We start from the raw sequence: 13,635 nt of genomic DNA, 5'->3' as shown, positions 1-13,635 counted from the left end.
AAACAGAAAATGGGGACACACCTAAAGGAATGTCCCCACAATAAATCGGGCCTGTCCTCGGTTTTATTTTACAAAAAGTTTTTCTCTGTTTTCCTTGAAATATCTATTCTAAGCCTTATAATATTAAAGGGAAATGAGGTGGAAGGATGTACGATGGATATTTGACTGATGTTCCAGGGATAAGAGTTGGGCATTTTGAAGATCGCGATGCTATGACTGGGGCCAGTGTTATTATTTTTGATCATGGTGCTGTTGGGGGAGTTGATGTTAGAGGGTCTGCTCCTGGCACTAGGGAAACTGATTTATTTGATGAAAAGAAAATGATGGACAGGATTAATGCCATTGTCCTTGCTGGTGGGTCTGCGTATGGTTTAGATGCTGCTGGCGGTGTTATGAAATACTTAGAAGAAAATAATATGGGCTTTGATACTGGAGTTTGCAAGGTTCCCATTGTAGCTTCTGCTGTAATTTTTGATTTAGGCCTAGGAGACTTTTGTGTAAGACCTGATTTTCAAATGGGCTATAAGGCAGCAAGACTTGCGACCAAAGACGAAAACCGCCAAGGAAATGTTGGGGCAGGTTGTGGTGCTTCTGTTGGAAAAATTTTAGGAAATGACCATGCTATGAAGGCAGGACTTGGGTCTGCTTCTGTAAGCCATGGCGATTTAATTGTTTCTGCTATGGTTGTAGTTAATGCCATGGGCGATGTCTATGATCTTGAAGGAAATGAAATCGCTGGAGTCTATGACTATGAGAAAAGTGAGTTTTTAGATACTGTCGAGATTATGAAAAATGGATTTAAAAAGGACCTTGCGGGTAAAAATACTACGATAGGAGTTCTTGCAACTAATGCAAAACTTTCTAAGGCCCAGGCCAACAAGCTGGCAGAGTTAGGCCACAATGCCTATGCCAGACAAATTGTGCCTGTCCACACAAACTTTGACGGAGATACAATTTTTGCCTTAGGGACAAATGAGGTCCAAGCAGATGTAAACTTAGTTGGTCTTTTGGCAGTTGAAGCCATGGAAAAGGCCATAGTAAATGCTATTAAGTCAGCTCAGTCTTATAAGAATTTTAAGGCCGCTGCTGATTTATAATATATGCCTGCATCACTATGAGCAGGACAAGATGGTAAGCTTATTGCATGTAATTTTTTAGACCGGCACCTTAATGGGCTGGATCGGAGGTAAAAATGAATAAGATGATGGTAAAAAAAGGACTTACTACAAGGAATATTACAGTGATCGCCTTGTTAGGAGCCTTGACAGCAGTTTTAGGTATGACTCCTCTTGGATTTATACCAATTGGACCTACTAGGGCGACAATTATGCACATTCCTGTAATTGTTGGCTCAATTGTTTATGGTCCAGTAGTTGGTGGTTTTGTTGGCTTGATTTTTGGAGGGTCTTCCTTAATTAATGCCCTTATAAATATGACCCCAGTTTCTTTTGTCTTTTTAAATCCACTTGTTTCAATTGTGCCAAGGGTTTTGATTGGTATTGGAACTTATTATGCCTATGAGGCAGTAAAGAAAATTGGCGGAGACAAGACTAGGGGATTACTTCTTATAATTTGCCTGGCAATTGCTTCATATTTAATTTACGGATCATATAAGACTATCTTAGACAAAAACTGGATAAATTTAGGAGCAAATATTATTTTACTTGCCCTAACTTTATATATAGCCTATGCTGCAAGGACCAAGTACCAAGACCAGTCTTTTGAAATTGTAATTGCTGCTGCCTGCGGAACTTTAATTAATACACTGGGAGTTCTTTCTACAATTTACTTTTTATATGGGGAAGAATTTGTGGCAGCTATGGGCAAGGATATAGCCATGGCTAGGAAAATTATTTTTTCTATCGGCCTAGTTAATGGACTTCCTGAATGTATTATTGCTATAATTTTAGTAACTAATGTAGTTAACAAGATAAAAGAATTAAAATAGGAGAAGCCTATGCTACTTGTAATAGATGTTGGAAATACAAATATTGTCTTAGGAATTTTTAAAGGTGAGAAATTAATTTTCGATTGGAGAATTTCTACTGACAAAAACAAAACTGTTGACGAATATGGCCTTATGCTAAGGCAGATGTTAGGATCAGCTGACATTGACCCTAAAGACATTAAGGATATTATTATTTCTTCAGTTGTGCCAAATATAAATGATATTTTCCCAGAAATTGCCAACAAGTATTTTGACCTTGAACCAATTATTATTGGACCTGGGGTAAAAACTGGCATGAATATTCTCTACGACAATCCAAAAGAAGTTGGAGCTGACAGGATAGTAAATTCTGTTGCAGCCTTTGAAAAGTATGGCGGACCATTAATTGTTGTAGACTTAGGAACAGCTATAACCTTTGATGCCATTAATATCCACGGCGACTACCTAGGTGGGGCAATTTGTCCAGGAATAAAAATTTCTGCTGATGCCCTCTTCCAAAGGGCTTCAAAACTTCCTAAGGTGGAAATAATTCCTAAGGAAAAAGTCATTGGCAAAAACACAGTTGCATCTATGCAAGGGGGAATTTTCTTTGGCTACCTAGGCCTTATTGATGCTATTATTGAAAAGATGATAGAAGAGCTTAGGACTGGAGATGAAAAAGTTAAGGTTATTGCAACTGGAGGTTTTTCAAAACTCTTTGTAGAGGGAAGTAAGTACATTGAAGAAATTGATCCAATGCTGACCTTAGACGGACTTAGACTAATCTATGAGAGAAATTTAAAATAAGAAATTTTAAGCTACAGGTTGTAAAAAACTTGTAGCTTTTTCCTTGCGAAAAATAGCAAATTCATATAGAATATTGGTGGTGAAGAAAATTGGAAAAAGAAACTTTATTTTCAAAATTTTTAAGATATACATCTTTAAATATATTAGGCATGTTAGGTACCTCTCTTTATGTTGTAGCAGATGCCTTTTTTATTGCGTTTTTTATTGGAGCCAAGGGTCTAATTGCTGTTAATTTGACCCTGCCAATGTTTAATTTAATGACGGCCTTTGCCCTTGCCATTGGAGTTGGTGGAGCGTCAAGGTTTGCCATGCACAAGTCCTTGGGGCGGGATGAAGATGCTTATAGGGTTTTTTCTGCTGCCCTTAAGATAAACCTCTTTATAGCTTTAATATTTTTCTTAGGTTTATTTTTTGCAAATGATTTGGCCCTAGCCTTTGGTGCCAATGAAGAAACCTTAGAGGTAACTAGAACCTATATGAAGGTGGTTATGTTTTTCGCTCCCTCTTATATGTCCAACCACCTGATAACAGTTTTTATTAGAAATGACGGCAGGCCAAAACTAGCTATGGCTGCAATGATTTCTGCATCGCTTTTAAATATTATCTTAGACTATGTCTTCTTAAGATACTTTGAATGGGGAATTTTTGGAGCAGCTTTAGCAACTGGAATTGCTTCAGTGTTTTCTTGTACACTTATTATTAGTGCTTATTTAAGGGACAAGAAGAAGTTTTTCTACTTTGATGAAAAAGTTAGTTTATTTCATATAAAGGACCTAATAAACTTTGGTCTTCCAACTTTTATTGTAGATATTTGTGTGGCGATTTTAATTACTAGCTTTAACTTTATTATTTTAAAAACTGAAGGAAATCCTGGAGTTGCTGCCTATGGTATTATTGCCAACCTAAATTATATGTTTGTGGCAGTCTTTAAGGGAATTTCCTATGGAACCCAGCCGCTTATTTCAGAAAATTATGGCCGCAAGGATTTTGCAAGTATTAATTCTCTAATTAAATATTCTATTTACTATTCGCTTTTAGGAACTGTTGTAATTTATGGCCTTTCGTTTTTCTTTACTGACCAACTTGTAAGTATTTTCTTATTAAAGGGCGGGGCTGAAGTTTATGATTTGGCCTACAAGGGAGTTAGAATTTATTTTGCTGGCTTTTTATTTGCTGGTATAAATATGGTTTTAATTACGATTTTAGCAGCAGTAGAAGAGCTAAGAAAGTCTTTTATAATTACAGTTTTAAGGGGCATAGTACTTTCTCTGCCACTGGTAATTATTATGGGCGATCTTTTTGGAATGAATGGAATTTGGGCTTCCTTTATTGTTGCAGAATTTTTAACTCTGCTAATTGGAATTTATTTATTTAGAGCAAGTAAACTAAAGAAAATTTATGACTTAGGAGAATAAAAAAAAGTACCCTGGACAAGGGTACTAATTTTTTGCGAAATTTTATTTAAGTTTTTCTAAGGTCCTATCTAAGATGACATTGGCAAGATCTGTCTTTGTCATTAACTTTAAGTCTTCTACTTTTAAATCTCTGTCAACTATAAAGACCTTGTTGGTGTCAGTTTTAAAACCTGCGTCCTTGGCGGTTATATTGTTTATTACAATCATGTCTAGGTTTTTTTTCTGGATTTTTTTCTGGCCGTAGACTAGTTCGTTTTCAGATTCGGCAGCAAAGCCAACTAGGACTTGGCCTTTCTTTTTCTGACCCATGGTTTTTAAAACGTCAGGGTTTGGTGCAAGATTTAAGGTCATCTCATCTTTTTCTTCTTTTTTAATTTTTTGGGAAGACTTATCTTTTGGTTTAAAGTCAGCTGGGGCAGCGGCCATTATTAGGACATCTGTCTGGTCAAAGTTTTCATTAACTGCATCGAAGAGGTCTTGGGTTGATTTTATATTTATTAATTTACTTACCTTTGGTGGCTGGAGGGCTGTTGGTCCAGAGACTAAAGTAACTTCAGCTCCTCTTTTATAAGCTTCTCTTGCAAGTTCATAGCCCATTTTTCCTGACGAGTGGTTGGTCAAATACCTTACTGGGTCAATGGCTTCAATTGTTGGACCTGCTGAAATTAAAAACTTTTTCCCTGCCAGGTCTTTGACTCTCAAGGCTGTGTCAATTTCATCTACAATTTCATAAGGCTCTAACATTTTTCCATCACCAACGTCATTGCAGGCCAGTAAATCTATGTGAGTGCCTAAGACAATCATGCCTCTATCTCTTAAAGTCTGCAAGTTTTGTCTAGTTGCAGGATTATTTAGCATGTAGGTGTTCATAGCTGGAACAATAATAACTGGACACCTGTAGGCCAGCATCATTGAAGTAAGCAGGTTGTCGGCTATGCCATAGGCAATTTTTGCAATAGTATTTCCCGATGCTGGGGCGATGACAATTATATCTGCCCATTTTGCCAGTTCAATGTGGTCTACTTCTGCCACAACTGGATGATCATTAAACATTTCTGTATAAACTAAATTATCTGTCATTGTCCTAAAGGTTAGGGGACTTATAAATTCTGTTGCAGCCTGAGTCATTACAACCTTTACCTTGGCTCCAGCTTTTCTAAGTAGGGAACAAATTCCTGGAGCCTTATAGGCAGCAATGCCACCAGTAACTCCTAGGACAATTTTTTTATCTTTTAGATCCAAAAAAATCTCTCCTTTTTCTTCAACTTAAATATATCATACCACATTAAAGGCTGAGCTAAGCTATAAATTTACTTGAAAAAATTTTTCTTCTTTGCTATACTTAAAGACAGTTAAATATTGCGATGACAAGGACTAGTAAAAATTGGAAGCTTATAGAGAGCTGGCAGTTGGTGAAAAGCCAGTAGGGGAAGATTTTGAATCCACCTTGGAGCAAGTGTATTATTAAGAGAGTCTTTTAGACTAAGTAGGGTGGCAACGCGGGTAATCTCGTCCCTTGGTGGGATGAGGTTTTTTTGTATTAAAAATTCGGAGGATAAGATGATAGACATTAGATTAATTAGAGAAAATGCAAACTTGGTTAAGGAAAATATTAAGAAAAAATTTCAAGACGAAAAGCTTCCACTTGTTGACGAAGTTTTAAAATTAGACCAAGAATTTAGAGATAAGAAAACACTAGCTGATAAACTTCGTGGAGACAGAAATAGGATCTCCAAAGAAATCGGCGGCCATATGGCTAAAAAGGAAATTGACCTAGCTGAAGAGTGCAAGAAAAAAGTTGTGGAAATTAATAGTGACCTAGAAAAAATTGAAGCTGACGAAGTTGACCTTGAAAAGAAAATCAGGGACATTATGGTTGTAATTCCAAACATTATCGACCCATCAGTTCCAATAGGCAAAGACGACAGCGAAAATGTTGAAGTAAAAAAATACGGCGAGCCTCTTGTTCCAGATTTTGAAATTCCCCACCACATTGACATTATGGAATCAATTAATGGTGTTGACCTAGATTCTTCAAGATCTACATCAGGCCATGGTTTTTATTATCTCCAAGGAGACGTAGCTAGAATTCACTCAGCCTTAACTTCTTATGCCAGAGATTTTATGATAGACAGAGGTTATAGCTATAATATCCCACCATTTATGATTCGTGCTGATGTTGTTACTGGAGTTATGTCCTTTAATGAAATGGAAGATATGATGTACAAAATCGAAGGAGAAGACCTGTATTTAATTGGAACTTCTGAACACTCAATGATTGGAAAGTTTATTAATTCAATTACTGACGAAGATGCCCTGCCTCTAAAGATGACTTCTTATTCACCTTGTTTTAGAAAGGAAGTTGGAGCCCACGGCATTGAAGAAAGAGGAGTTTATAGGGTCCACCAATTTGAAAAACAAGAAATGGTAATTATCTGCAAGCCAGAAGATTCAATGGCCTTTTATGACGAACTTTGGCAAAATTCTGTAGACTACTTTGTGTCCTTAGAAATTCCTGTTAGGACCTTAGAATGTTGTTCTGGAGACCTGGCAGACTTAAAGGTAAAATCAGTTGACGTTGAAGCCTGGTCACCAAGACAAAAGAAATACTTTGAAGTTGGATCTTGTTCAAACTTAGGCGATGCCCAAGCTAGGAGACTGGGTATTAGAGTTAGGGGAGAAAAGGGAAATTACTTTGCCCACACTTTAAACAACACAGTTGTTGCAACTCCAAGGGCCCTAATTGCCTTTTTAGAAAATATGGTCCAAGCTGACGGCTCAATTAGAATTCCAAAAGTTTTACAACCTTATATGGGTGGCAAGGAAGTCCTTTATCCAAACAAATAAAACACTTTTGACCTTCAAGAAAACTTGGAGGTCTTTTTTTAAACTTGTTAACAGTTTGTAAGGATTTTAAGCTAAAATTAGTATATACTATAGATAGTATTAGTTGAGGTGAATTATGGAAAGAAAGAGAAAAAACAAAAAACAAGTTTATATGATAAGAAGACTTTTGGCTCTTTTGATTTTAATACTTTTAATTGCTGTAATCGTTAGTCTTTTTAAGAAACTTGGAACTGCTATTGCTAAACCAAAAATAGAGGACCACAATGTTTCAACTTATATCGACAAGGACAATGAAAATTTAAGTAAAAATGAGAGAAATGCCATAAGGATTTTAGAAAATTCTACAGTTGAAAATATCAACAAGGAAATAGCTTTTGCTAGCTATGAAAAAGCTGCTGAGCTAGAAGACCTATCTAAGTACAGGCTAGAAAAAATGAAGCTAAACTCTATGGGCAAGGGGGCCAAGCAGGCTTATTTGAAAAAACAAGTTTTCCTAACCTTTGATGACGGACCATCTTCAAAGTCTACTGAGGCGATTTTAGATATTCTAAAAGAAGAAGATGTCAAGGCCACGTTTTTTGTAGTAGGAAAAAATGCCCTTAATTTTCCAGATGTTTTAAAAAGGGTTTATGATGAAGGCCATACAGTTGCAATTCACACCTATTCACACGACTATAAAAATATTTATTCCAGCCCAGAGGCCTTGGAAGCAGATATTAATAAGGCAGCAGAAAGTCTAAAAAGTGTTTTAGGTGAAAACTTTTCTACAAATCTCTATAGGTTTCCAGGTGGATCTTGGAGAAAGAACAAGGAGGCCTTTGTAGAAAAAGTTGAATCCATGGGCTACATTTACTTTGATTGGAATGTATTAAATGGAGATGCTGAAGGAGCTAATCCATCTGTTGACTACCTAGTTAACAAGTTTGACTCAACTAGGAAGGGTTACAATGTAATTTTATCTCTAATGCACGACACCAATGCTAAGACCAATACTGTAAGTTCTTTGAGACAAATTATAAGAGATCTAAAAGATGAAGGCTTTGAATTTAAAAGTCTAGGAGAAGTATAATGACAAAGATATTAATAGTTGAAGACGAAGAAACTATAAGAAAGTTTGAAAAAATAAATTTAGAAATGGAAGGCTTTGAGGTTTTAGAAGCTGCCAGCGGCGAGGAAGGAATAGACCTTGCAAAAAATGAAAATCCCGATATTGTCCTTTTAGATGTTATGCTTCCAGGCATTGACGGTTTTGAAGTTTGTAGGCAGTTAAGGGCTATGGAAAGAGAAGTTGGTATTATTATGGTTACAGCTAAAAACCAAGACATAGACAAAATCGAAGGTCTTGAAGCTGGATCAGATGACTATATTTCTAAGCCCTTTAATCCAAGGGAGCTAACTCTTAGAATCAAGTCCTTAGAAAGAAGGCTGAGAAACATTAACGAACCTTCAGATGACAAGGTACTTGAAGTTGGACAATTTAAATTAGACAAGGCATCAAGAAAGTTTTATAAAGACGGCAAGGAAATCGACCTGACTCCAACTGAATATGCTGTTATGGTTTTATTTTTAGAAAACCAAAGAGAAGCTATTTCTAGAGACGAAATTTTAGACAGGGTTTGGGGCGAAGACTTTATTGGCGATTCAAAAATTGTAGATGTAAATATTAGAAGACTCAGGACGAAGATCGAAGCTGATTCATCAAAACCAGCCTATATAAAAACAGTTTGGGGTGTAGGCTATATTTGGGAACCATAAAATAAATGAAAAACTCTATACAAAAAAGGCTCTTTAAAAGTTTTACTGCAGTTATTGCCCTAGTAGTAATTCTTTTAGAGGCCTTTGTAATTTTTGCCACCAGTAAAATTTCATATCAGAATATGGAAAGGATTATGACAGACAACTTAGACTATGCTATGAACTCTATAGTCTTTCGTACAGAATCCCTAGACATAATGGACATCCTAGATCCGTCTTTTAGGCAGTACTTTAACGACAACAACGCCCAGGTCCAAATTATTAACCAAGACGGCTATGTTATTTTTGACTCTCTAGGTGTTTTTTATACGGAAAAAATTGTCTATCCAGATATTACTATGGCAAAAAACGGCCAAAGAGGTGTTTGGAGAGGCAAGGTCGACTACTCTGACGATCAAGTTATGGCTATGTCTGCTCCAATAATTAACTCAACTAACGAAAATATCGGTACCCTTAGGATGATAATTTCCCTAAACAAACTTAACAGCCTTAAGATCAAATACATTACTTATTTTATTGGTCTTGGTATTTTAACAATTTCAATTGCCCTATTAATCTCTAGGTATATGGCAAAAAATATTGTAACTCCACTAAAAAGTTTAAATGACGTTGCAGTAAAAATTGCCGACGGCCAGTTTAATGTAAGGTCGACTATAGATTCCAATGACGAAATTGAACAAGTTGCAAATTCAATAAATTATATGGCAGAAGAATTAATAAAGAGAGACCAGCTGAAAAACGACTTTATCTCCTCTGTCAGTCACGAACTTAGGACTCCACTAACTTCAATAGAGGGTTGGGCTCTGACTATTTTAAATTCAGAAAAAATTGACCCAAAACTTAGAGACGAAGGACTGGAAATCATTGTAAAAGAAGCAGACAGACTGTCAGATATGGTTGAAGAGCTTTTAGACTTTTCAAGATTTACCTCAGGAAAGATTAGCCTTAAAAAAGAAGAAGTTGACGTCAGCTTTTTCTTAGAAGAAATTGTCAAGCAAATGAAGCCAAGGGTCCTAGCATCTGGCCATATGTTTTTAACAGACTTTGGGGACAACCTTGGATTAATGGTTGTAGATAGAGACAGACTAAAGCAAGTCTTTATAAATGTCTTAGACAATGCCATTAAGTTTACTGAAGACCCTGGACTAATTTCAATTTGTGGCAGAAGGACTAAGGCAGATGAACTGATCTTTATAATAGAAGACACAGGCATTGGCATTGACGAAAAAAATATAAAGAGGGTAAAAGAAAAATTCTTTAAAGGCGCCTTAGGAAAAAGCCACACAGGACTAGGACTTTCTATATCTGATGAAATTGTAAACCTACACGGTGGTAACTTAGATATAGAATCAAGTCTAGGCCAGGGAACAAAAATTACTATAACTATTGAAGCAAATATTGTAGAGAAAAAAGATACAGGAGGGATTTAGTGAAAAGACATTTTAAAATCTTAGTAGTATTTTTCTTAGTCTTACTTGTAACTTCCTGTCAGTCTGAAAACTACACAGAAATAAATAGGACCCACAAACCAAGTTTAGAAGTGGCACCAGTTAATGGATCTTGGGAATTTATAAAATCCTTAGACGACAACAAGACAAACTTTAAGCCAGGAGACTTATTTCACCTGGACATAAATCTCTTTGCCAGCAAGGACAATATTTATTTAAATCCTGACTTCGAAGTCATAAGAGTAGACTTAGACAAGTATCTCTACTCTAGAAATATAAGTCCTTCAGTAAAGAGCAGCCTAAATGAAAAAGAAATATCTGTAATTGAAATAATAAAAGAAGGCCAGCTAATAGCAGAACTAATAGCCTTGGAAAAGGACAGGATGGTTATAAATATTTCTAACAATCTTTTAGAAATCAAAAGAGTTTCTAATAAATTATCTAAGGAAGAAATAGAAGAGCTAAAAAATCACTACTCTGAAGAAGAAAAGGTCTACCAGGCATCTAACACTTGGGCAGTGGCCCTAGGCCTAAGACTTCAAACTTTAGAAAATAGCGGAAGTATAAACTCAAGTAGTTCAACTTATGGCAGTTTAGTTTTTATTTCCAAGGACGGAAAATTGTCAACTAAGTTTGTAGACGGCCTCTTAGTAAAAAATGCCGACTCCTTAGACCTGATAAGTGTAAAAAAAGTCGGAGAAAACGGCCAAGACAAGTACCTGCTCTGTTTAAACGACAAGGAAGTACCTATAAACAATGCTAGAGAAGAGAAAATCGAAAACTTTTTTAGGATAGTATTTTTATCAGACAAGTATATTTCACTTGAATATATAAATCCAGGCCAAAATCTAAACACCTGGGCCACATATTCAACTAGCTCTAAGCTTGGATTTAACCAAATTAAAATTGACGACATAGCCCAGTATTCCTATGACAAGGTCTTAGATGGAATTATATCCCTAGGATCAAATGCAACCTTTCAAGAATCAATTTATAACATTGCCTTAGGCAGGGAAAATGGACTGACAGTTTTAAAGGGCAGGATTCCCTATATAATTAATGGCAAGAAAATGAACAGGGACTATATAGTTTCGTCTAGATTTACCTTTGCAGACCAAGGCTACCAAAGGTTTGATTTGCAAAACCTAGCGAAAATTTTTACAAGTGTTGAAGACGCAGTGCCAACACCGTCAAATGACTATGGAATTTTACTCTTTAAAGATTCCTTCCAGCTATATAAAATTGACCAGGCTAGTAGAAAATACGAAAAGGCCCTAGAGAAGAAAATAGAAGGCCCTTATGCTTTAGTTTCAATAACTATGTTAGAAGAAGGCGACCTAGACCTACTAAAGGCCTATGAACTAAAAGATAATTTGAAATAGTTGTTATAAAAAAAGAATTATTGTATAATTATCTTTAAGAGGTGAAAAATGGACAAAATTAGAGAATTAATCCAAAGCAATAATGAATATTTGACAATGATATTATTTGCCGTGCTTGCAATGATGGTAGTAGTTTTTGCTGTTCATTTCTTCACAGAGCGAATAAGATTTCCAAAATATTTACCAGGACTTATAGTTTTAATAGTAGGCATAGTAATGTTTGTAGGAGTAATTCCAAAACTAACAGACAAGGCCTATATAGACGATATAGTAATGGCCTGCCTTTTAATAGGCCTAGGCATAATCGGCCTTTGCTTCGGCCTTATCTTAGGAGTGATTTTTAAAGTTAAGAAGCAGCCGAAAAAAGAAGATATAGTTTATGATGAATACTAAAAGACTGACCCTAGAGGTCAGTTTTTTTAGTGGATTTGTTTTTTTATGATATAGTAGTAGATGAAGGAAATTTTTGTTTTTAAAATTAAATATTTATAAACTCAAGGAGGCGAATAATGGAAATTAAGATTCAAGATTTAACTTATAATTACTTAAAGGGGCCTACAATTATAAAGAATCTTTCTGCTTCTTTTAAGGAGGGAGAAATTTATGGGATTTTAGCTCCAAATGGTAGGGGCAAGACTACTTTTATTAATTTACTTATGGATTTTTTAACTCCAAAGGCTGGGGAAATTATTTTAACTGATGGCCTTAGCATTAAAGATTTTAGCCTAGTTCAAGGTGGAGATAAAAACCTCTATATGAAAAACACAGTAGAGGAAAATGTCTATTTCTTTTCAATTTTAAAGGGTCTAAGTGAAGAAGAAATTGCAAAAAACATAGACAAGTACAGGAAAATCTTTTATTTCTATGATGAAATAAAAAATAAACTTTGCGAAACTCTGTCTCATGGGCAAAAGCGCATGGTTGCAATTTTTGTTTCCCTAGTTTCTGAAGCCAAGGTTCTAATTTTAGACGAGGCTACAGAGGGTTTGGATATGGAAAATATAAACATATTAAAGGAGCTAATTTTATCTGTCCATAGGGACAAGATAGTTATTATAGTTTCTCACGACTATTCCTTTGTAGAAGAGATGTGTCAGATGATTTATTATCTCAAAGAAGGAAGCTTTATAAGTGGAAATCCTTCTCTTACTTTAAAGGAGAACTACTCAGAGATATTTAAGGGAGGAAGAAGCCATGTTTAAGACCTTGTTTTGGAAAATTAAAATGGATTTAAAATCTACCTTTCGTTACAAATTTTCTTTTATTTCAGACATTGTAGTAATGACTGTCCTTTTATTAATATTTTTATTTTCAAATACTGGCCAGTCGCTAGGAGAAAAATATGGCATGGAGTCCTACAAAAGCCTGCTTCTTATTGGTTACTTTTTGTGGATGATTTCCATAACTGCCATTTCAAGTTTGTCGACATTTTTAAATTCTGAAGCAAAAATTGGGACCCTGCCTTATTTAATGCACTCAGCCTATCCAATAGAGCTAATAGTTTTAGGAGAATTTATTTCATCTCTCCTTGTTCAAAGTTTAGTGATTATTATAATTAGCCTTTTGGCGAAAGTTATTTTTACAATAGACTTGTACTTTTCACTTTTCTTTATTCTAATAATTTTAATTTGCGCTCTTGGAATGTTTGGTATGGGTTTAATAATATCTGGCCTAAGCCTTTACTTTAAAAAAGTTGGAGCAGTAGTCTTAGTTTTACAAATGCTTTTGTTATTTATCACTGATACAATTCCTACATCTTCTGCAATTTTAAAGGTGTCTAGGTTTATTCCTTTGACTATGGCAAATAATGTAAGTAGACTTTATATGGCAGGAATGGCTTATTCTAGTGAGCTTATAGAATTAATTATATTTTCAATTCTTTGGTTAGGTCTTGGAATATTCGTCTTTAGAAAGTGCTTAAAAGCAGCCAAGAAAAGTGGCATACTTTTACTTTATTAAAAATAATTTTTTACTTTAAAACCATCCTTAGTAGAAAAACTAAGGGTGGTTATTTTATTTAAAGATTAAAATTGTCCTTGAAAAAATTTGAAACA

At 35.3% G+C, this 13,635-nt stretch carries 13 protein-coding genes and 1 other annotated feature; of the genes, 12 read left to right on the top strand and 1 reads right to left on the bottom strand.

The window, feature by feature from the left end; genetic code table 11:
* The first annotated feature begins 146 nt into the window (after nt 1-146).
* From BN2667_RS06685 to BN2667_RS06670, 4 genes are all read left to right on the top strand, one after another.
* Nucleotides 147-1,097: a P1 family peptidase gene (locus tag BN2667_RS06685; protein WP_054252556.1), complete on the top strand. Its 951-nt coding sequence runs from the start codon at nt 147-149 to the stop codon at nt 1,095-1,097.
* Between the two features lie 95 nt (nt 1,098-1,192).
* Complete coding sequence (locus tag BN2667_RS06680) at nt 1,193-1,948, top strand: ECF transporter S component (RefSeq protein WP_075967902.1); 756 nt, start codon at nt 1,193-1,195, stop codon at nt 1,946-1,948.
* Between the two features lie 9 nt (nt 1,949-1,957).
* Entirely contained in the window at nt 1,958-2,734 is a 777-nt protein-coding gene (locus tag BN2667_RS06675; protein ID WP_054252555.1) for a type III pantothenate kinase, read from the top strand.
* 89 nt (nt 2,735-2,823) lie between these two features.
* Nucleotides 2,824-4,149: an MATE family efflux transporter gene (locus BN2667_RS06670; protein WP_054252554.1), complete on the top strand. Its 1,326-nt coding sequence runs from the start codon at nt 2,824-2,826 to the stop codon at nt 4,147-4,149.
* A gap of 42 nt (nt 4,150-4,191) precedes the next feature.
* On the opposite strand, the gene coaBC is transcribed toward BN2667_RS06670, so the two are convergent.
* Nucleotides 4,192-5,391, bottom strand: a complete 1,200-nt coding sequence (gene coaBC, locus BN2667_RS06665; RefSeq protein WP_054252553.1) for a bifunctional phosphopantothenoylcysteine decarboxylase/phosphopantothenate--cysteine ligase CoaBC — start codon at nt 5,389-5,391, stop codon at nt 4,192-4,194.
* A 113-nt stretch (nt 5,392-5,504) separates the two neighbouring features.
* Nucleotides 5,505-5,669 (top strand) — a binding site (T-box leader).
* A gap of 40 nt (nt 5,670-5,709) precedes the next feature.
* Between coaBC and serS the strand changes: the two genes are divergently transcribed.
* From serS to BN2667_RS06625, 8 genes are all read left to right on the top strand, one after another.
* On the top strand, nt 5,710-6,996 hold the full coding sequence (gene serS, locus BN2667_RS06660) for a serine--tRNA ligase (protein ID WP_054252552.1): 1,287 nt from the start codon (nt 5,710-5,712) through the stop codon (nt 6,994-6,996).
* Nucleotides 6,997-7,111: 115 nt separating this feature from the next.
* Nucleotides 7,112-8,065, top strand: coding sequence for a polysaccharide deacetylase family protein (locus BN2667_RS06655; RefSeq protein ID WP_054252551.1), 954 nt, complete (start codon nt 7,112-7,114; stop codon nt 8,063-8,065).
* A complete protein-coding gene (locus BN2667_RS06650) occupies nt 8,065-8,751 on the top strand; it encodes a response regulator transcription factor (protein ID WP_054252550.1) in 687 nt (228 codons plus the stop codon). The genes BN2667_RS06655 and BN2667_RS06650 overlap by 1 nt, the downstream gene beginning before the upstream one ends.
* 5 nt (nt 8,752-8,756) lie before the next feature.
* Nucleotides 8,757-10,181, top strand: coding sequence for a sensor histidine kinase (locus tag BN2667_RS06645; RefSeq protein ID WP_054252549.1), 1,425 nt, complete (start codon nt 8,757-8,759; stop codon nt 10,179-10,181).
* Entirely contained in the window at nt 10,181-11,581 is a 1,401-nt protein-coding gene (locus BN2667_RS06640) for a hypothetical protein (protein ID WP_054252548.1), read from the top strand. Before BN2667_RS06645 ends, BN2667_RS06640 begins: the two co-directional genes overlap by 1 nt.
* A 48-nt stretch (nt 11,582-11,629) precedes the next feature.
* The gene (locus BN2667_RS06635; RefSeq protein ID WP_054252547.1) at nt 11,630-11,974 is read left to right on the top strand and encodes a hypothetical protein; all 345 of its coding nucleotides are present in this window, start codon (nt 11,630-11,632) and stop codon (nt 11,972-11,974) included.
* Nucleotides 11,975-12,090: 116 nt separating this feature from the next.
* Nucleotides 12,091-12,783 carry an ATP-binding cassette domain-containing protein gene (locus BN2667_RS06630; protein WP_054252546.1) on the top strand — a complete coding sequence of 231 codons (693 nt, stop codon included), beginning with the start codon at nt 12,091-12,093 and terminating at the stop codon, nt 12,781-12,783.
* Complete coding sequence (locus tag BN2667_RS06625; RefSeq protein WP_054252545.1) at nt 12,776-13,540, top strand: ABC transporter permease; 765 nt, start codon at nt 12,776-12,778, stop codon at nt 13,538-13,540. Before BN2667_RS06630 ends, BN2667_RS06625 begins: the two co-directional genes overlap by 8 nt.
* Nucleotides 13,541-13,635: the final 95 nt, after the last annotated feature.

It is taken from the genome of Neofamilia massiliensis, from assembly GCF_001299475.1.
In the GTDB taxonomy this organism is placed as follows: domain Bacteria; phylum Bacillota; class Clostridia; order Tissierellales; family Peptoniphilaceae; genus Neofamilia; species Neofamilia massiliensis.
The sequence above is the reverse complement of the archived record's forward strand: the minus strand, read 5'-3'. Positions and strand labels throughout refer to the sequence as shown.